Origin of the sequence: Neobacillus terrisolis (assembly GCF_051233475.1) — a bacterium.
In the GTDB taxonomy this organism is placed as follows: Bacteria; Bacillota; Bacilli; order Bacillales; family Cytobacillaceae; genus Bacillus_BU.
Window position 1 is genome coordinate 26,184 of the sequence record NZ_JBKFGH010000033.1, and the last position, 19,136, is coordinate 45,319.

A 19,136-nucleotide genomic window follows, 5' to 3' on the forward strand; every position below is an offset into this window, starting at 1 on the left:
CCCTAGACCGTAAGATCATTTTCAGATTTTATGTCAATCGCTTCTTGTAAAAGCCTTTGAAGAACCGCAGCGAAAACTGCGATCACCATTGAAGCAAAGATAGGGACCATTCCGACTATGACCAGACCTGGTGCATCATCTAGATCTGCTACGAGAAAAACAAATGGCTCAATCACAATATACAAACCACTGATTGTTATGGCACAGAATTTGATATTCTTTAGTGCTTTAACAGACAATTCAGAGAAAGCTTGGTTCTTGTCAATATGGCCTAAAAGTTTAAAAGCCTGATACAATGCAATGAAAAACGGGATCACCGATGCATAAATACCAATTACAATGGGATAAAGTATATGGGCATAGTCCGGATTTGCTGGATTATTAGGTAACCAAGTCAACCCAAATATACCTAAAGCAAGAACTGGAGCTCCAATTAGAAAAACAGCTATCTTTAAAAACAATGTTGTTCCTCGTTTCATAAAAAGCACCTCACATAATTATTTTCAATTTGAATTTAACACGTTATTTATCGTTTTTCAATAAACATTTATTATTTATTATAATATTTTTGTCGTTATAGAAGGATTTAAGACAAAACTAAAAAGCATTCCTTATACAAAGAAATGCTTTTTAAACTTAAAAACTATTAAATTTATAACCTGTACAACTGACCGTTAGTCGAATAAGGAAACGGGCTGCCTTAACAACCCTTTCTGTTGTACAAACAACTAAATGCGCTCATCGCAGCGGTTGACTATTGAAATGGCTAATCCTATTATGGTTATACTTACCCTAACTGGCGTTTAAATTGTTTACTGGCGAAGAAGTAAGCGATGACCGTGAAACCGACGCACCAGGCAAGCGCGATCCAGATATCGTTGCCAACAGATCCTTCATACAACAGTGCACGAATCGCATTCACGATTGAAGTCACGGGCTGGTTCTCAGCGAACGCACGGACAATTTTAGGCATGGTTTCGGTGGGGACAAAGGCCGAACTGATAAACGGCAGGAAAATTAGCGGGTACGAGTAGGCTGTCGCCCCTTCCATAGACTTCGCTGTTAAACCGGGAATGACCGCTAGCCATGTCAGCGCCAGCGTAAACAACCCTAGTATACCTACTACCGCGAGCCAATCCAGGATATCAGCGTTAGAACGGAAGCCCATCAAGAGCGCGACGAGGATAACCACCACGACAGTAAGCGCATTGGAAACAAGCGAGGTCAACACGTGAGACCACAATATTGACGAGCGTTTGATGGGCATGGTAATGAAACGCGCCATCAGCCCGCTCTTTACATCCGTAAACAGCCGCACGGAAGTGTAAGCGACGCCGGAGAGAACAGCCATCAACAATATTCCAGGCAATAAATAATTGACGTAGTTGTCCGTGCCAGTCTCTATGGCGCCACCAAATACGTAGACAAACAACAGCATCATCATAATCGGCGTAATCGCCACCGTGATAATCGTATCCGGGCTGCGCATGATGTTACGCATTAAACGCCCTAGTAATACCCCTGTTTTGCTTTTCATTTACATCTCCTCCTTTTTGCCGATGACCGCGAGGAAAATTTCCTCTAATGTCGGTTGCTTCTCGATGTACTCAACTTTCGCTGGCGGGAACATCTCTTTGAGTTCGGTAAGGGTACCGGTCGTGATGATTTTTCCGCCATGAAGAATGGCGATTCTGTCCGCCAGTTGTTCAGCTTCCTCCAGGTACTGAGTTGTCAGCAAGATGGTCGTGCCACCACAAGCAAGCTGCTTGACGGTATCCCAGACTTCAATTCGCGCTTCGGGATCAAGCCCTGTCGTCGGTTCATCTAGAAAAATGACTGCTGGCGTCCCGATCAGGCTCATGGCGATGTCAAGACGGCGCTTCATCCCTCCGGAATAATTGTCCGCCCGACGGTTAGCTGCATCGTTCAGGCTGAATCTTTCAAGCAGATTGTCGGCGACTTGAGCGGGATTTGAAACTCCCCGCAACTTGGCGATCATTATCATGTTTTCCCGCCCGGTAAGCATCCCGTCTAATGATGCGAACTGCCCTGTCAGGCTGATGCTCTGGCGAACATGATCCGGTTGACGCTGAACGTCAAAACCACAAATAGCTACTTCGCCGCCATCGGCCTTCATCAGTGTCGAGAGGATGTTGACCGTCGTCGTCTTACCCGCTCCATTTGAGCCCAGCAGTGCGAAAATGGAGCCACGCTGCACCTCAAAATCCACCCCCTTTAAGACTTCCTTGTCTTTAAATGATTTTTTTAACCCTTTTACAGAAATCGCTGCATTGTCCATACTTTTTTCCTCCTTATTAAAAGATTCTTGCTTACGCGGAGCTAGGTCGCCTCCCCTCTACTTAGTCTGACTGATAATCTGTATTACTTATTACTTAAGTAAAAATATAACTGAATAGCGAAGGCGGCAATTCACATTTGTAACCAGCTAATCAGTCGGTACTGTCTATTGTATTTATTTTTTTCCCAATCGATCCTTGATACTCTGATTCAAATCTTCACGATATTTCGCGAAATAGGTTTTAGCATTTGCCACTAGTTCGTCGGCAAATGACGCCACGTCGTCCCCAGTGATTTCCAGCACTTGTCTGCCTTCCGCCGCACCAGCTTCAAACAAATCGATTAATTCATACTGCATGTGAAGCATATCCATCCCGTTGCCCGCTGAGAAATTCCACATGTAATTTTGAATTTTCTTGAATACAAACTGGTAGTCTTCTGGCAGGGCTTCAACCCGTGCCATCATCATCTTATACTCTTTTTTATCACCAATCATTTTTTTGAACATTTCCCACATGTTATTGTTCCTCCTTTTTTATATAGCTGAACAAGACCCTCCAAAAATATCAGACGGAATAACTTATGAAGCTAGATTGACTTTAAGACATTGATTTTTGATGATACAAAATCCCATTTTTTCCAAAACAACTCAAGTTCCTGCCGGCCAGCCTCATTAAGTGAGTAAAACTTGCGAGGCGGCCCCATATCTGACGGTTTCTTTTCTATGCTCACCAGTTTTTTCTTTTCTAATCTCACGAGGATGGTGTAGACCGTCCCTTCCACGACTTCGGTAAACCCAAGATCGTTCAGGCGGCGGGTAATCTCGTAGCCATAGGTTTCATGGCGGCTGATGATTTCCAGTACGCATCCTTCCAGCGCACCCTTCAGCATTTCAGTTAAATTTTCCACGTTCAGAGCCTCCTCTATTTTGTCTGACTTATATTCAGTATTACTTAGTACTAAGGTAATTTTTTACTGAATAGCATTTGGGAAATAAAGCTATTCAGTATTACTTATTACGAGTATATCGTAACACCGAGTAGTGGGAGTGTCAACTATTTTTCTTAAAAATATTTCGATGGCAATATTAAGCCTATGGAACACACTCACAAATTGATGCGGTATCATATCCTTCGTCGACAAACCTGACCCTTCGCACAATAAGAAATAGCTGCCGCAATGACAGCTCTATTCCTCATCCGTTGCACCATTAGCTTTATAACAAACTTTCTTCTATGCACTATTCAATTCCGTATGCAATTTCTCCCTGCTTCTCTGTTTTTCCATTCCGAATAACCACATAATATCGGGGATTTTCTTTCATAGACAAACTATGAATCACATAGGGATGGGCAACCTCACCGCTTTTTGCCTGGCGGCTTGTTATTTCAATAATCAGGTTTTCACCTTCTAGGCGAGCCGTGGCATTCTGATAGTCCCCCTGCGATACTTTAGAAAAAATTTGAAACGATTGACGGTCTCCATGGGCATGTACCCCATTTACATACACACCGTTTTCCACCTCTTCAATTGGGGTCGGGTCTAGGGCTCCTATAAAAAAACCTACGTTATTTGGATCCAATGGAAAATTGGTATAGGAGGCCATATCAAGCGTCCCATCTTTCTTTTTAGCAGGAAATATTTTCGTGAATAATTGGTCTATAGCATTTGTTGATTGGTCAAGTAGACTGTATATCGTATGTGTATCCTTTGTATTCATGATGGTACCGTCCCCTTTGATTAACCAAAGGTAATACGACTCTTCCCCGACTGTTACCTTATACATTGGATCTGACATATTCGCGATTCCTGGCTGCTCAACTGCAGTTTTGACTGCTTCAGTAAAGATTTTTATATCCAGAGATTCCGTAAATTCAACCGGATTTTCTTCCAAACGATTTAATCTTTCGACTTCCACAATTGTCTTTTCCGGTTTTACATCCTTATTTTCAGTCTCACTTGCTTTTTTATCGGAACAACCGACTGTCACGAGCAATAATAAAATTAACATGTAGATGCAGAAGCTTCTTGTCAAATTCAAAACCCCTCTCTATTTCCAGTTAATTATATCCCACCTTATGGAAATGAAGAGAATAGAAATATTAACAATAACCAACAAAGGACCCACTTATTGGAATGACGATCGCTTATAAAAAATTTTGATTGCAATTATTTGGTGATGCGGACATAGGTTCCGTTATTTTCACAAAAAGTGTAGTTTTGATAGGTTAAGCGGACAACAGATCCCTTATTTGATAAAAAATTGGCATTATTCAGTGGTTTTTATGTAAATAAGGGATCCTGTGTCCTCTTAAGTCTAGAAAACATGTTATTTTATCAAAATAAGGTCTTCTATGTCCGCTCAATAAAGTTCAATAATACCAAATGGAAAAGAATGGATTTATATAAAAAATCATGTGATAATAATTTTGAAGGAGTTGATTCTCCATGGAATTAGTGATCGGATTATTAAGATTTCTTGGTGATGTAATTTCTGCATGCGCAATGGCAGCTTGGAGTTATTTCCAAGAAAAACTAGACAACAATTAATTTATTCTAATAAGGACTAATCAATCAGGTTAGTCCTTTTTTTATTCAAATTGTTGCAATTACTGTCCGTAGATATCCATATCCTCTTTAACAAAACCAGTCTTTAGTAGAACAACAATTAAGCGCTATTCCTCTTGAAGTAAAGGTACGTTTAAACCCTTTAATTTAATACCAAAATCCTTTGTTCTAATATATGGTGTGATATTTCAATAAAAAAAAATCCCCAATACATAATTAATATGGTAATATTTGGTTGTTGGCCCGCACAAAAAAGAAGTTAAAAAATGAAATGGAATTATTTAATAGTTCCGTACTTTATACATAAAGCAGGAAGGGGATGACCGTTGGATCAACATAATCGGAGGAAGAGGTGATAAATGGTGAGTGATTACTTATTATTGATACCATTATTTATTGTTGTAATTGCTTTACTAAATCGTTCAGAAGTATTTTCTAAAGTAGTTAAATATATTGGTTTTGGATACTTCTTAGTTTGGTCACTTATTTTCATCATAGTTAGAGAAAGAATTAGTAACCTTTATTATAAGGGGTCCCCTATCCCTGATATTTATTGGGAAAAGAATTCGAATTGGTCTGAAATAGGAATGTTTCTTTATTTAGTGCCGACAGCTATCATATTTCTTATCCTATGCTTGTCTTGGATTAAAAGAGAAAAAGAAATAAATGAAAGAATTCTATTATTTCTTTTCTTAATAGTTGGGTTGGCGTTGATATTCGGTTACTCTTTTATATTTAGTATGACTTTTGGATATGTACCGTAAAGGAACATGTGGGGAAAACCTACTCTATTTATTAAATAAGTTATTTATTGGAAAGATTGTCAATCGCTTGAACAGCTAGTTCCAAAGCTTTCATTCTTCTATCTAAAAGCGTTCTTTGAGGACTACCCACCTTTAACTTACCATAAGTGTTCTCAATTGATGAAAGTAATCCAGTAAGAACATTGTGAGCTTCTGCTAAATCTTCCTCGGTGTATTGATGGGGTCTTTGATTCCAAACGTTTTCTAGCATGGCTAGGCCGATGTAAATAGCTTTGAGTCGTTTCTTTACTAAAGTAGTATTTGCACCTTTCTGAGTCATCTGAGTCAAGGACTTCTCGAGTTTACTAATTGTCGATTGCAAGGATTTTATTGATTCCAATTTATCTGCATCGGATACGTTTCCCATGATAATCTATCCTCTCTTCGTCTCTGAATTATTATACTTGATACTTGATAAAATCGTTAAGAACATAATTTTACCCCTTCTTAAAAGGACCCACAACAAAATGGCCCAAAAAGAAAATTAGGTGCTAATTTTTTTGTAGGAAAGCGCCCATTAGTTTAATTAAAGCACAAACTGTTAGTGGTTCTTATTCACAAATATTCTGTTGAAAGATGTTTGATAGAATGATAATCTCAAAACACAGTGTATATATATTTATATAAGGAGCTTATGCCATGACTAAGATTTCTCTTGCTGAAGCTGTAAAGTTAAAGAGCATATTATCCAAAAGAATACATGAATTAGAAGAAGAAATGGATCGTGTCGCTTTTATAGACATTGAAAAAGGAAGTAAAGTTCCAAAACAAATTCGAACATTAACTGATGTCGAACATGATTTAGAAGAAGTCCGAATAGATTTTCGTTTACTTGACAAACTCATGTATAAAGCGAATATTGAAAACGAAATTGTTTTTAATGATGAATCATTTACGATTGTTGAAGCAATAGAACTCGCTACCCAGTTACGTGCAAAAGCTCGGAAATATAAGGTATACGGTACAGCACCTAAAGAGGAGTTTCCTTATTCTTATGGTGAGGGTGTATCCCTTCTTAAAATTGCGATGTTTGATCCAGAAGCCTATCGGTTAAAAGGATTAGAAATAGAACGCCAAGCTAATCGACTATCTAATTTAATTAATGCCAAAAACTATTCAATAGAATTACATTTTGAAAGTGAAAAATATTTCTAAACCTTGAAGTGGTGAGACTCTACTTCAAGGCATAGAAGGAGATGTTTTGTGTACTCAAGTACAATTGTAATGGCAAACGGTAAAACCAATAATCCAATTACCAATTACATTTTTACCTGTTACCAATAACCATCTTTAGCAATGGAAGGTCGATGACCCAAATCCTCTAATAATTTTTTTAATCTCCTTCTATGAATCCTCCATCCATAATGGATGGAGGATTTTTCTGTAAATAATAGGAATGGAAAAAGTTCTAATTAAAGCTCTTTGCTTCACAAATTTTATTACTTAAAAAGGCTATACACTCTTTTTTTATAATAAGTGAGTACGAAAGGAATTATCGGGGAAGGAACCAACAATCTAGTCCAATTCTCTCCTCCGATAAAATAAAGGGATGGTAAAATAAGCGAAATTCCACTATATAATAAAATTTTCCGAGATTTTTTCCATAAACCCAAGATTAATAATAAAAATGAGGCAATAATTAAGGTCCAAAAGATTAAACCCACCCAATAGAAATCCATTGTGTTCCCCCAGTTTAATTAATTTTTGTATTCAGGAATCGTACTCCAAATTCCTACTTCAACCATGCTCCCCGTTATTGCAATAAAAAAGCGATCACCATATTTAGCTATCACCGGTAAGCTGAAGTACAGTAGTATTTCTCTTTCTTTTGGGAATAAGAATTGAACCGGCTTAATTTAAATAATCTTTCCCTTAGCTTAAAAACATATCATTCGCCCAAACAATTCCCATAAGTGTTAGCCAAGTTATCAACGGTATTGCCATGCTTTTTAATGCTACTAACCACTTGTAACTTTTATTACGTCTTTTGATTACCCTATCGGTAATAAAAAATAATATTGATGCCCCAAGACTAAACCAAAATAATATTAAACCGAAAACAATATGCATAACCAACGAAACAGTAAGTTCTAGATTAATATCTTGTGTTTTAACTGACACCATCTCTCCGATCTAATCACTAACACCATAAATTAAAATTGCTGGAAAGCTATACATCATATATATCGGAATGATCGTTACAGAAGAAACAAAATAATCTTTGATTGAATTTACACTGATATCACCAAAGGGATTTGGAAGGATTAGCCGTTCCTAAAAATATAGACATCTATGTACAGTCGAAATCTATATGCTCTAAAAGAATTATGATTCTTTTAGCACGCAAAACGAACAGTACTTTTTGCGAATCGCTTTAGGGAATCACGCCCTAATTCCAGAATGGAAACATCCGTCCAAAGAGGTCTAGCAACTTCTTTAAACTTCTTCGTTCCCGTCTCAATGCCATTTACACGGCACAGGATACCTTACGATACTCTGGAAAGGCTGTTAGCCACGCTGGGTAAAACTTATAGTACGTAAATTGGAGTACGTGGTCCTTTTCTTCCTTACAGGTTAAGAGGAAGCGTTGCTCCAATTTTTATTTCCTATCTATCTGCTTTTAATAGTTCAATTTTATCCTGATATAAGTATTCTTTTTTCAAATGGTTAGTAATGGTTCGCCATTTTCTGAAGTTAGTTTGATGCTTATCAAAGTTTTTCGGAAAGGAAAGAATGGTATCGTACTTTGGTTTTTCCGTTTTGAAATGGTAACCTCGTCTAGCAATCATGCAAGCAGCAGCTGCGTGAGAGCTTAACCCATATCGTGCCATAAATTTCACTTGTCCGATTTGGCTAGTGTAGGATGGATTGACATGTTTGATTTCTACACCTGTCTTTTTCGCCTTTGACTCGATCCATTGTTGGAACGATGAATAAGCAAAGCCTGAGAGCATTCTGGCGTATGCTGGCCCCATTTCCCGTAGTTGGGTCTTCTTCTTCGAAAAATCCAATTTCTCAATACTAACATCCTTTTGTACCAAAACAGCGTATTCCAATATCACTTTTATGGCATCACTCATCGAAGCCAGCACCTGCTCTTTTCTTCTACTATACATGGGGACTTTTATCGTCCAGCTTTTGATAGGATTTCCATTTCGGTCAATTTCACAAATTGATAAAAATCCCGCATTTACATCGACACCAATCAATCCATTTAAATTGGATGTTCCCACTTTTGGTATTTCCCTTTCAACCGTTGCGTTTAGGTGCCATCCATTTTTCCGCTTTATAAAACGATAGGTAATAGAAGAATAGTATTTTTGTGGACGACCACTTCGCGTTTGACCCATTCTTGGAACCTTCGCCTTGTCCAACCACTCTTGCCCATAGGAGAAAATGACAGAAGGAAATTCGATATATTTCCCATATGTGTCAATAAAATGGTTGGCGACACGTAACCTGAGCATATTATTCAAATCATATGTTGCGGTTTGATTCCCAAAAGTTTCATCTTTCGAGCCAATAACCAAAAATTGGGATCTGCGGGCGTCAAGCCAATCGTTTCGCCATTCTCGGTGGTTTTTATAGTTATTTTCTTCTAAATGAAATTGTTTATGGAACAGCCTTTTTGAACCAAAGCAGATGCAGATTTTTTTATTTTGGTCGTCTGACTCCAGTTTTGCTAATTTTTGTTGGAGGTTCCTCAGCCTTCGTTTCTTTTGATGGAGGTAAAATTTAAGGTGACTATATCTTTTTACTAATTTCAGAAATGATGGGTCAGTTTGCGGGAGTAAATGGAGTTTTTTATGAAGTTTTTCTTTTTGTGTGGTTTTTTTGTCAACCACTTTCTTTAGGTAAGTTGTTTTAGACTTTAACTCTTGAATTTCCAGCTTTCTTTTTTCAATAAAGGATGAGACCTTCCCATCCAGTTGCATTCTTAAAGAATTAAATTGCCGGGCAGTCATGCCATATTGCTGAAGGAAGGTTTTTTTGAGGCTGGAAGAGGTAACCCCTTTGATGTGAGATTGAACAAATAGCTTTCGTTCCAGCCTACTGAAATACGCTGCATACTTTTGAAGGTACTTATTCGATGAAAGACCATTATGCAGTGGGATGTCAGGTAGTTTCGTTTGGTAGGTTTGCAACATCTTCCAGAACCTCCTTTACCTTTTTTTCTACAATTTTATTTTTGTGACTTCGGATGCCATACAGTTTTCCTGAAAAGCTGGTAATAATCGCAATCAAATCTTCAACCAACTCCTCTTGTAGTGGTTTATCATCTATCTGGTCATCTAAAATTTGTAGTTTAACTTGGTGACTTTCAAAATAAGTTTGCAAGTAATGAAACCCAAATCTTGTAAGACGGTCACGGTATCGAATAGCAAGGTCCGTTATGAGTCCCGCCTCTGCCAGTTTCATGATTTTAACGAGTCCTTTCCGTTTGTCATTTAACCCTGACCCTACATCTTCAAAAATAGTTACCTGATTAAATGAAGTCATATCCATTTTACTTTTGATAAACTCAATCTGCCGTTGTAAATCTCCTTTCGTTTTTTGTTCATGCGATGAAACTCGGGCATAAATGGCTAAATGCTTATTCCTCTCTTTTTTTGAAGAGTTTCCTTTCAATCGGTTTATTTCACTTTCCGGCAATCTTCGCTGGCCTTTAGGAGTCCGAATAAAAGTGGCTTTTCCTGAATGATCCCAACGTTGGAGAGTTTTAACCGTGACACCTAGAATTTTTGCAGCTTCATTCATCCTATATAATTTTTCCATAAATATACTATAGCTCTAGAATCAATAAATGTCTATTGATGTCTATGAATCATGAAACTGTTAAACACCCTAATATAATTGCAAAGATAGTACCAGAAACTGATGCTGAAATTATTTTTCGAGCTAAAATATTCTTCTCTCCTTTCTTGTGTTTTATTACCATATTTTAACATGCTAACTGTTCTGAATGTGTATTTTCTTTAATCTTTAAATAGTCCATCAGTCACCTGTCAGATATCGAGATACTCGGGTTGGACTTCCTCCAACTAGCAATTAACGGCTGGCCTAGGCACACATAAAGAAAAGGCCCTTCTTCAAACGGAAGAATGGCCCCCATATTCAATAAGTTTTACTTGTCATTATCCAAATCACTATCAAGAAATGACTTTTTATCCACGTTAGACCCATACTTCTTCTCGATAAATTGACCAATCACAGACTTGTTAATACCATCCCTGACTGCTACTGAAATTACTTTATACAATATAAATAAACCAACTATCCAAAGAAAAATATAAAAAAACAGAATTAAGCCTGGAACACCTATGTTTGATATCATATTTCCTCCCCTATTCTAATGCTATTATTATGGTAACTATCAACCTATAATAATGGTACATAAAAAATGTAAAAGTAATCCACTCCATTAGATGAATTCTATAAAAAAATTATCGTTACGTAAAAGTATTATAGAAATCATTTTCCGTTAATAGAAGAACTATTGTTTTTTTTCCTACCGTCAAGTTTTCTTGAACATAACAAACATAAAAAACCAGAAATTAAAGAAATAAGAAAAGGAATGATTGCTAGTATAGGCATAATGATTGTCCAATATAATAAATAGGCGCTTACAGCAAATATAAACCAACTGACTATAAGTAAGAAACTTGATGCAAACTCTTTAATTGCAAGCAAAGTATCCCTCCCTTTGTTTAGCAATCACCTTGTTATTTAGTGAGAAACTTCAGTATTCATCTTATACTTAACGAGTAACATAACCCAAAAAGCAATTAAGTAAAGATAACCTACCACTGCATAAAAAGACCAAATTGAACCTAGTTGTAGCTGAGTAACTAAGTGCTCTAATTCATTATCACCTTTCGCTCTTCCAATGCTATTTAACATACTATTTATCGGAACAGTAATAGTTAGGACAATTGTTATAATCGAAATAACTTTCATTTTCTTTCGAATGACACACATAATTGCAATTCCCAATGTCACAAATAAAAATAAATAATAGATTACCCAAAACCAACTTGGAAGTGTCTCCCCGAACATATTTTTCACCCCGCATCCCTTTCCTTATTTTACCATAAAAATTCCGCTGCTGTTCCGTTTGCAAAATAAAAAGAACGTCTCCACTATTGTAGAAACGCACCCGTAAAAATTACTTCCATAAATTAAAATGACCCACTATATTCATTATCGTCTACCCCTAAAATGCCAAGTATTGAAAACACTACATTTTTTTCATAGTGCTTAATGTGAGCCAACCTTTGCATTAAAATAGGATACAAAATGATTTTAAAATCATGAAATTGAAAAAGGATTAAACCCTAATCAGGCTTATTTTTTGATGAAATTGAGCATTAAAGATAGAATGGACCAGCTATGCGGATTTTAAGACACTGTTTGCGGTCATCTGAGCCAGTATGTGCGGGACAAATATACTCTAAGTGTAAAATAAATAATTCGTGACTCTAGAAAATCAGATATTATGGATGAGCATTTCTTAACCTTATTTAAGATAAGGGCCAGATTGTGAAGTAACTCACTTTCAATAGCAACTTTAAAATTAAAACAAGGGAAAAACAAATGCTATCCACTGTTTTCTCATTATTTAGCTGGAGTTTTCATTAATCGTTTTGAAAATTTGACTGATTTTATTTCACTAACAAATGTTGAGGCTAAAAGTAATGCACCTCCAAGCATCTGAACAAATGTCATTTGCTCTTGCAGGATCATTGCCGAAATCAGTATTGCTACAAATGGATCTACATAACTCAGCATCGCGATACTTTGTCCTTTTAATTTCTCCATACCAGAAAAGAATAACCAAAATCCAATCCCCGTATTGACGATCCCTAAAATTAATATAAAAGGAATGTCAGAAATGGATACTTCAAATATACCAAAACCGGAAGTCAAGAAAACATAAGGTATAAGAAGTAGAGAGGTTGTTCCAAGCTGAATAATTGTTAGCTCTAGTTTTTCCATATCTTTAATAAATTTATTTAACAGCATTAAAGCAGCGTAAAAAGCAGCAGCAATCAATCCATAAGAAAGTCCGAGGATATCATTTTTTTTAGATGCGCTCACACCTTCACCTACAATTAAAACTAGACCCATAATCGCAACAATTATACAAACAGTTTTTTTTAATGATAATTTTTCTTTAAGTACACATGGAGAAAGAAGCATTACAAAAACTGGTGCAAAGTAGTAACCTAACGTTGCGTTGGCAATGGTTGTATGGTCGTAGGATTGGTAAAGAAAAAACCAATTTCCACCCAATGCAATACCGGAAAGTAGTAAAAAAAAAGCATTCGATTTAACTAAACTCCATGATATTCTTTTCTTCATGATAAAGAATATTAATGTTAAAAATAAGAATCCAATGAAACTGCTTAGTAAAGCTCTTTCGCTCGAAGAAAGATCAATATATCGGACAACTAACCCAATTGTACCGAAAATGACCATTGATAATATTAACTGAATCATTAAATCCCTTCCCTAGCTTGAATTTTTAATAGTAATAGCATATCATTCTCACATACATTACAAAAACGAATGTTTATCATAGTGAGTATGACAAAATCAGATTGGGTGGGAGAGTAGAGATATGAATATCCAAAAATATATGGCATTTGTCAAAGCAGTAGAATTGGGTAGTTTTACAAAAGCTGCCGAAATATTGGACTATTCACAGTCCGGGATTAGCCGGATGATTAACGATTTAGAAAAGGAATGGGGGATTTTCCTTTTTGAAAGAGGTCGTGCCGGTATCAATTTAACGTCAGATGGTTTAAAGTTACTGCCCCAATTAAAGCGAATTTGCAATGAGTATGAAATCTTAATGAAGCAGATCGATGAATTAAATAATATGGAGTCTGGGATGATTCGTATTGGGACATTTTCCAGCGTAGCATCCCATTGGCTCCCTAACATGATTAAAATTTTCAAGAAGGATTACCCAATGATCGATTTTGAATTTCTGCTTGGTGATTATACAGAAATTGAGAGCTGGATCCTAAATGGGCGTGTTGACTTTGGATTTTTGCGGCTACCAACAAAAGCGGAACTTGAAACTTTATTTTTGGAACAAGACCGTTTGATGGTAGTGATTCCACAAAATCATCCTCTTGCCAATTGCGAAAAGTTTCCTATCCACGGCTTACTAGACAGTCCGTTTATGCTATTGGAAAAGGGGGCCAAAGCAGAAATCTCTGAAATTTTTGAGAAACACCATCTTTCACCACATGTTAATTTTACAACATGGGATGACTATGCCATTATGTCTATGGTGGAAAATGGGCTAGGAATCAGCATATTACCAGAATTGATATTACGGCGTATTCCTCACAAAATTATAGCGAAAGAGCTTGAAGTTCCTGCTTTTAGAAATATTGGTGTTGCTATGAGAGAGCAAAAATCACTTTCCCTTGCCTCTAAGAGATTTTTAGAATATTTATCATATAGGAACAGAGAGTGAGTAAGTATATAGATCAAATTGTAAAACAGATATGAAAGTCTGTTTGAAATATTTCAAATCATGGATTCGAGACTATACTCTGGTCCGAACTTTTTATGATACTGAAGGAAATATTCGACAGGTAATAATACATGTTTTTCCGCATTTTCAACTCTTCAGCAATCGGGCACTCTCCTCGAACAATTAAGCTGTCATTCGGCAGCTTTTTCTTTATTTTGAAAGTAGCCACCTAACTATATGGTATAATATGTAAAAGTGGTTTCGGATAGGAGGAAGCTTGTTTTGAAGGATATTTTAATAAATCTTATGAATTACCAGTTTACATATGCAATTACACTTCTAGCAATTTTTGGTATTACACTTTATTTTAAAAGAAGAATCCTAGTAGCTTTAATTTCAGTATCATTCATCTTAATTGGTCTTATAATGACTTTATCTGGACTTGGTATGGTAAAAGGATTTGAAGGAATGGGTGTATCAATGGCCGGCATTATATATGGCATAATTGGATTAAGCACTTTATTTATAATGAGTTTGGAGATTTATTATCGTTCAAAAAAAGTATCGATATAGTTTGTAACACCCTATCCATTGCATAATCTGGAAGGCATCAAGGCCCGATCTGCGAATACTTAGAATCGATTTGTCTATGCTATAGCTGGCATTATTACATAATTGAGTAAGTTCTATTAATGGTTCTCTGTTCCGCAAATGAGGGCTCTTTTCCCCACAATGAATGGCTCAAAACTCCGCATTAGCGGCTTAATTCATCCACAATAATCAATGAGATTAAGGAAACATATTTTTTTCAATCAAATTTTGACCGTCTTATGGTTACATGCAAATAAAGAAGCCCTGAATTTTCGGGGCTTCTATTTATTAATCTTTAATTTCATTTAAATTGTCCTGATGGAAAGACGTATGCCAATACATGTGCCATTCTTGTGTAATTAATATAGCACCCAATATCGGGACCCTTTAATTGATGAAACGTTTCAATCAATCTAAATTTACTCTGGATTGTACTCCATAAGTTAATATGTCTTATTGTGTTAATAGTTTCTGAGCCACTATATACCCCGATCCACCATTTACCCCGTGTCCGGGCCAAGTGGCGGCCCCGAGCATATACACATTCGGAATTGCTGTCTGATGACCCGGCTGCCCTGGTAATGGTCTCAAAAGATAACTCTGACCTAAATCATGTGCACCACCATACGGATCCCCCGGACCAGCATTCGGGTTATACTTCGCAATTGTATCTGGCGTGACCACGTATTTTCCAATGACCGCATTTGGGATGTTTGATATATGCTTGCTGACCACGTTTAAAACGCGTTCTGTAAAACGCTCTGTCAAATCATGCGACCATGTCCCATCCCCCACATCGATGAGATTTGCAGCATCCCCTCTTGGCCTTATAGGTACTTCCAGCACTTGAATACGCATAATGGCCTTTCCTGACGGTGCCCGCGTAGGATCAAGATTTGTCGAACAGTCTACGGTAAAGGTTGGATTTGACGGAAGCAGATTAGCTGCGCCTTGGGCAATGGCTAAGGAAAATCCGTCTAGCCCATCTGTTAGATGTGGCTGACCTACACGGTTAAACCGCTTATCCGGCCAGTTTGGTGGCTCACTCAGAGCTAAATGAATTTGTACACAGCCTCTGCCGTATCGAAATTGTTTTGCTTGCGCCCGTAGTGGTGGTGATATTTCTGTATCGGCTAATAGAGTAAGATACAGCTGGTCAGGTGTCGTTGAGGCAACGACCGCTTGTTTGGCACGGTATTTTTTCCCCGTCGAGGTCCTTACGCCAACTGCTCTACCATTTTCCACTAAAATCCGCTCGACCTGAATCTTTGTAAGAATTTCCCCGCCTTTGTCCGTGATCAACTGAGCTAATGCTTGAACTAACTTCTCACTGCCACCCTCCGGTATTGGCATTCCGCCGCCCATCAATGCCATTACGGTGAGCGGCACCCAAATTCCACTTCCCACCTCATCCGGTGTGCGGCCAAGGTGAGTAACCCAGGAAGCAAGCATCGCCTTCGTCACAGGTGACTGCAGTGAACTAACCGTATTACGGGCCGTGGAAACGAGCGATGCTGCAAATGGTGAATAACCCACACCGCCTTCTTGATGAAGTAAACGCTGGATGATAGGTGCAGCTTCTGAACTGGAAAGATCCATGTTAAATAATCCAAAAACATCGTTTACATAAGGATTCAACTGTTCAAACATGCCTGCCAGCGCTTTACTGTCACCAGGAGCCAACCGTTCCACCTCAGCGATGAGCTCCTCAAAGGAACTAGGTAGGACTGCGGTTCGTCCGTCTTCAAATGAAACGCCAGTCGGCAAGTCTGTATTTAAATAGCGAAGCCCGCGTGCTTCTAAGTCCTCTCTTAACTCTGCATACGCTGGTCCGGTTGTAAAGAGCGGATGAGCAGCAGCATAGACATCATGTTTGAAACCCGGCAGTGTTAGTTCTTCTGTGCGCAGAAATCCTCCTGGACGGTCATTTTTTTCTAAAACTAATACACTTCTCCCGGCCCGTGTTAAATAGGCAGCCGTTACTAACGCATTATGGCCGCTGCCGATAATAATTACATCAAATTGATCCATCATATCTCTCCTTTTACGATATCTACGTAAAAGGATATTATGGCTTTTTGATAATAAGTACTAAATCTAGGACATATATATAAAATATTTTAGGATGTCCTACCACATAGGAAGGCCCTTCAAACATTTTAAGAAGAACTGCTAATATTAATTTTTATTAACTTATTTTTAGAACAATCGCGGGACCTAGTTGTGCTTCAACTATACTAATCTTTTTCAAAGAATTTATTTCTAAGATTCTACTAGTTAAGCCAGAAGAACGATAAAAGTGTGGGCTTTTTGTGGAGGAAAATGGCAAATTTCAAGGAAGATGCCTTAAACTAGAAATTGTGCACCTAACAATCACAATGTAGATTATGAATAAATACACTTTTAAAAAACGAATGCATTAGCGGATGACATACAAGAAAAAGCTTCCGCAATGACAGCTCCACTCTTTAACTCTTACCCCCGTTAGCGTAAGTTCATTACTTCACAATCTTACTCTCCATACGGTGACATTTAAAGTTATGATTAGGATTTTTCGTAACCTCTTCTTTCTGAAGTTCATACATGGCGATTTTATAGTTAATTTTTTCTAAATTTTTTATGCTTTCGTCAATTTTCTTCTGCACTTCCAATTTATGTTGCTTTAACATTTCTGCTCTATACAAAAAGGTAGAATTCCCTTGTTCGTAAAGTTCCTTATATTCCTTAATTTTCGAAAGTGGCATTCCTGTTTCTCTAAGACAACGAATAAAAGAAATCCAATCTACAAGTTGTTCATTATATACTCTTCGACCTATTTCATCACGAGATACACCTTGCAGTAACCCTTGTTCTTCATAAAATCTAAGTGTCTTTGCCGTTATATTTAAGTTCTCCACTACATATTTCATTGGATACAACATTCTCTTTTCCTCCTTAGTTACAGTTACAGTAACTAAAAGAATATCATGAGGAAGAATATTATAGCAATAACCTTGTGTATAACACATTATAATCATTTACTCTTGTCTTACCCTTACGTCAACTATTTATACTAAAGTAGACTTCTAATGTGGAGAGTTTTGATGGCTTAACATGATAACAATTATGCACTAAGATAATCTTTCATCATTAGAAGAATTTAGGATAGCGAGGTTATTAAAATGAATCAAAAATACAGTAAGTTAATTGAACCATTCACATTCAGAAGCGGGATAACAATCAAGAATAGAGTCGTTATGGCACCTATGACAACTTGGTCAAGTAATGAGGACCTTACCATTTCGGATGAAGAGGTAAAATATTACAAACAAAGAGTAAATGGAGTAGGACTCGTCATTACAGGTTGTACTCATGTTTCACCTAATGGGCAAGGCTTTACGAATGAATTTGCTGGATACAACGATGAATTTATTCCCAGTTTACGAAAATTAGCTGATGCAGCCAAAAGTGGAGGTTCCCCTACTGTACTTCAGATCTTTCATGCAGGCGATAAAGCCTTGCCTGGGTTGGATACAGTCAGTGCCAGTGCATATCAAACTGAGGCAAGTGTAGAAACAAGAGAACTATCACATGAGGAAATCCTGTCAACTATTCGTGCTTTTGGCGACACAACGAGAAGGGCAATTGAAGCTGGATTTGATGGTGTCGAAATTCATGGGGCTCATGGATTTTTAATTCAAAACTTCTGGTCTCCAGCAACCAATCAACGGACAGACCAATGGGGCGGAACTCTTGAGAATCGACTGCGTTTTCCATTAGCAATTATTAAAGAAATCAAAAAGGTAATTGATACATATGCTACCAAACCATTCATTTTAGGATACCGATTTTCTCCTGAAGAATCCTCCAAAGTGGACGGATTACGGATGGAAGACACATATGAACTTATTGATTTCCTTATTGAACAAAATTTAGATTATATACATGCTTCATTAGGTCAAGTGTCTTCAAAGCCAGTTAATAGTCAAGATGAAAAAACAATGCTTGAATTAATTATTGAAAGAGCAAACGGTAAGGTACCTGTGTTGGCTGCTGGTTCCATGATAACATCAGATGATGCACTTAAAGCCATGGAATTAGGTTTACCGCTTGTAGCTATTGGGCATGCGTTAATTATGAATCCTGATTGGGTTGAAAAGGTCGCAAATGGACTTGAAGCCGAGATCGCTTCTGAGTTGGACTTAACGAAACTTGACCAGCTTAATATTCCAGAAAAACTATGGAATGTAATTCAAGCAAGGTCAGGTTGGTTTAATATTAGTAAATAAAAAAGTAGTCCTAAGGTAAAATGTACCCTATAGAATAGACACTTAAAAAAAGTGCTCTTTCTATAGGGTATTTTTTGTATAATTTAAAGAACAACATAGAGAAATACGTGGAGACGG

The 19,136-nt window shown here is 37.3% G+C and carries 19 protein-coding genes; 5 read left to right on the forward strand and 14 right to left on the reverse strand.

Translation table 11 applies throughout. From position 1 onward, the window contains the following. Positions 1-2: 2 nt before the first annotated feature. The 6 genes from ACI48O_RS18695 to ACI48O_RS18720 all read right to left on the reverse strand — a co-directional run bounded on the left by ACI48O_RS18695 (position 3) and on the right by ACI48O_RS18720 (position 4,333). Positions 3-479 carry a DUF2975 domain-containing protein gene (locus ACI48O_RS18695; protein ID WP_435563376.1) on the reverse strand — a complete coding sequence of 159 codons (477 nt, stop codon included), beginning with the start codon at positions 477-479 and terminating at the stop codon, positions 3-5. Positions 480-787: 308 nt separating this feature from the next. After that, the gene (locus tag ACI48O_RS18700; RefSeq protein ID WP_435563377.1) at positions 788-1,537 is read right to left on the reverse strand and encodes an ABC transporter permease; all 750 of its coding nucleotides are present in this window, start codon (positions 1,535-1,537) and stop codon (positions 788-790) included. After that, the gene (locus ACI48O_RS18705) at positions 1,538-2,299 is read right to left on the reverse strand and encodes an ABC transporter ATP-binding protein (protein WP_435563378.1); all 762 of its coding nucleotides are present in this window, start codon (positions 2,297-2,299) and stop codon (positions 1,538-1,540) included. Between the two features lie 174 nt (positions 2,300-2,473). After that, on the reverse strand, positions 2,474-2,815 hold the full coding sequence (locus tag ACI48O_RS18710; RefSeq protein ID WP_435563379.1) for a DUF1048 domain-containing protein: 342 nt from the start codon (positions 2,813-2,815) through the stop codon (positions 2,474-2,476). Between the two features lie 71 nt (positions 2,816-2,886). Then, positions 2,887-3,207 carry a PadR family transcriptional regulator gene (locus ACI48O_RS18715; protein WP_435563380.1) on the reverse strand — a complete coding sequence of 107 codons (321 nt, stop codon included), beginning with the start codon at positions 3,205-3,207 and terminating at the stop codon, positions 2,887-2,889. Positions 3,208-3,538: 331 nt separating this feature from the next. After that, on the reverse strand, positions 3,539-4,333 hold the full coding sequence (locus ACI48O_RS18720; RefSeq protein WP_435563381.1) for a YhfM domain-containing protein: 795 nt from the start codon (positions 4,331-4,333) through the stop codon (positions 3,539-3,541). 892 nt (positions 4,334-5,225) lie between these two features. On the opposite strand from ACI48O_RS18720, the gene ACI48O_RS18725 reads away from it, so the two are divergent. Continuing rightward, complete coding sequence (locus ACI48O_RS18725) at positions 5,226-5,630, forward strand: hypothetical protein (protein ID WP_435563382.1); 405 nt, start codon at positions 5,226-5,228, stop codon at positions 5,628-5,630. Between the two features lie 40 nt (positions 5,631-5,670). On the opposite strand, the gene ACI48O_RS18730 is transcribed toward ACI48O_RS18725, so the two are convergent. Next, complete coding sequence (locus ACI48O_RS18730) at positions 5,671-6,036, reverse strand: hypothetical protein (protein ID WP_435563383.1); 366 nt, start codon at positions 6,034-6,036, stop codon at positions 5,671-5,673. Between the two features lie 272 nt (positions 6,037-6,308). Between ACI48O_RS18730 and ACI48O_RS18735 the strand changes: the two genes are divergently transcribed. After that, positions 6,309-6,824, forward strand: a complete 516-nt coding sequence (locus ACI48O_RS18735; RefSeq protein WP_435563384.1) for a hypothetical protein — start codon at positions 6,309-6,311, stop codon at positions 6,822-6,824. 1,451 nt (positions 6,825-8,275) lie between these two features. On the opposite strand, the gene ACI48O_RS18740 is transcribed toward ACI48O_RS18735, so the two are convergent. The 5 genes from ACI48O_RS18740 to ACI48O_RS18760 form a co-directional block, all read right to left on the reverse strand. Then, on the reverse strand, positions 8,276-9,817 hold the full coding sequence (locus ACI48O_RS18740) for an IS200/IS605 family accessory protein TnpB-related protein (protein ID WP_435563385.1): 1,542 nt from the start codon (positions 9,815-9,817) through the stop codon (positions 8,276-8,278). Continuing rightward, positions 9,786-10,445, reverse strand: coding sequence for an IS607 family transposase (locus ACI48O_RS18745; protein WP_435563386.1), 660 nt, complete (start codon positions 10,443-10,445; stop codon positions 9,786-9,788). The genes ACI48O_RS18740 and ACI48O_RS18745 overlap by 32 nt, the downstream gene beginning before the upstream one ends. A 696-nt stretch (positions 10,446-11,141) precedes the next feature. Further along, on the reverse strand, positions 11,142-11,360 hold the full coding sequence (locus ACI48O_RS18750; protein WP_435563387.1) for a hypothetical protein: 219 nt from the start codon (positions 11,358-11,360) through the stop codon (positions 11,142-11,144). 36 nt (positions 11,361-11,396) lie between these two features. Further along, the gene (locus tag ACI48O_RS18755) at positions 11,397-11,726 is read right to left on the reverse strand and encodes a hypothetical protein (RefSeq protein WP_435563388.1); all 330 of its coding nucleotides are present in this window, start codon (positions 11,724-11,726) and stop codon (positions 11,397-11,399) included. Between the two features lie 558 nt (positions 11,727-12,284). Continuing rightward, positions 12,285-13,169, reverse strand: a complete 885-nt coding sequence (locus ACI48O_RS18760; protein ID WP_435563389.1) for a DMT family transporter — start codon at positions 13,167-13,169, stop codon at positions 12,285-12,287. Positions 13,170-13,290: 121 nt separating this feature from the next. Between ACI48O_RS18760 and ACI48O_RS18765 the strand changes: the two genes are divergently transcribed. Together ACI48O_RS18765 and ACI48O_RS18770 are read left to right on the forward strand one after the other, a co-directional pair. After that, positions 13,291-14,160: a LysR family transcriptional regulator gene (locus tag ACI48O_RS18765; protein ID WP_435563390.1), complete on the forward strand. Its 870-nt coding sequence runs from the start codon at positions 13,291-13,293 to the stop codon at positions 14,158-14,160. Between the two features lie 282 nt (positions 14,161-14,442). Continuing rightward, complete coding sequence (locus ACI48O_RS18770) at positions 14,443-14,733, forward strand: hypothetical protein (RefSeq protein ID WP_435563391.1); 291 nt, start codon at positions 14,443-14,445, stop codon at positions 14,731-14,733. Positions 14,734-15,204: 471 nt separating this feature from the next. Here ACI48O_RS18770 and ACI48O_RS18775 read toward each other — a convergent pair whose 3' ends face one another. Together ACI48O_RS18775 and ACI48O_RS18780 are read right to left on the reverse strand one after the other, a co-directional pair. Beyond that, complete coding sequence (locus ACI48O_RS18775; RefSeq protein WP_435563392.1) at positions 15,205-16,782, reverse strand: phytoene desaturase family protein; 1,578 nt, start codon at positions 16,780-16,782, stop codon at positions 15,205-15,207. A 467-nt stretch (positions 16,783-17,249) separates the two neighbouring features. Then, entirely contained in the window at positions 17,250-17,672 is a 423-nt protein-coding gene (locus ACI48O_RS18780; protein WP_435563393.1) for a MerR family transcriptional regulator, read from the reverse strand. A gap of 240 nt (positions 17,673-17,912) precedes the next feature. On the opposite strand from ACI48O_RS18780, the gene ACI48O_RS18785 reads away from it, so the two are divergent. Further along, positions 17,913-19,019 carry an NADH-dependent flavin oxidoreductase gene (locus tag ACI48O_RS18785; RefSeq protein ID WP_435563394.1) on the forward strand — a complete coding sequence of 369 codons (1,107 nt, stop codon included), beginning with the start codon at positions 17,913-17,915 and terminating at the stop codon, positions 19,017-19,019. Positions 19,020-19,136: the final 117 nt, after the last annotated feature.

Bases quoted from the DNA above. Each gene is read 5' to 3' on its own strand.
- ACI48O_RS18695 (WP_435563376.1), bottom strand. From the start codon at position 479: ATGAAACGAGGAACAACATTGTTTTTAAAGATAGCTGTTTTTCTAATT.
- ACI48O_RS18700 (WP_435563377.1), bottom strand. From the start codon at position 1,537: ATGAAAAGCAAAACAGGGGTATTACTAGGGCGTTTAATGCGTAACATC.
- ACI48O_RS18705 (WP_435563378.1), bottom strand. From the start codon at position 2,299: ATGGACAATGCAGCGATTTCTGTAAAAGGGTTAAAAAAATCATTTAAA.
- ACI48O_RS18710 (WP_435563379.1), bottom strand. From the start codon at position 2,815: ATGTGGGAAATGTTCAAAAAAATGATTGGTGATAAAAAAGAGTATAAG.
- ACI48O_RS18725 (WP_435563382.1), top strand. From the start codon at position 5,226: ATGGTGAGTGATTACTTATTATTGATACCATTATTTATTGTTGTAATT.
- ACI48O_RS18730 (WP_435563383.1), bottom strand. From the start codon at position 6,036: ATGGGAAACGTATCCGATGCAGATAAATTGGAATCAATAAAATCCTTG.
- ACI48O_RS18735 (WP_435563384.1), top strand. From the start codon at position 6,309: ATGACTAAGATTTCTCTTGCTGAAGCTGTAAAGTTAAAGAGCATATTA.
- ACI48O_RS18740 (WP_435563385.1), bottom strand. From the start codon at position 9,817: ATGTTGCAAACCTACCAAACGAAACTACCTGACATCCCACTGCATAAT.
- ACI48O_RS18745 (WP_435563386.1), bottom strand. From the start codon at position 10,445: ATGGAAAAATTATATAGGATGAATGAAGCTGCAAAAATTCTAGGTGTC.
- ACI48O_RS18755 (WP_435563388.1), bottom strand. From the start codon at position 11,726: ATGTTCGGGGAGACACTTCCAAGTTGGTTTTGGGTAATCTATTATTTA.
- ACI48O_RS18760 (WP_435563389.1), bottom strand. From the start codon at position 13,169: ATGATTCAGTTAATATTATCAATGGTCATTTTCGGTACAATTGGGTTA.
- ACI48O_RS18765 (WP_435563390.1), top strand. From the start codon at position 13,291: ATGAATATCCAAAAATATATGGCATTTGTCAAAGCAGTAGAATTGGGT.
- ACI48O_RS18775 (WP_435563392.1), bottom strand. From the start codon at position 16,782: ATGGATCAATTTGATGTAATTATTATCGGCAGCGGCCATAATGCGTTA.
- ACI48O_RS18780 (WP_435563393.1), bottom strand. From the start codon at position 17,672: ATGTTGTATCCAATGAAATATGTAGTGGAGAACTTAAATATAACGGCA.
- ACI48O_RS18785 (WP_435563394.1), top strand. From the start codon at position 17,913: ATGAATCAAAAATACAGTAAGTTAATTGAACCATTCACATTCAGAAGC.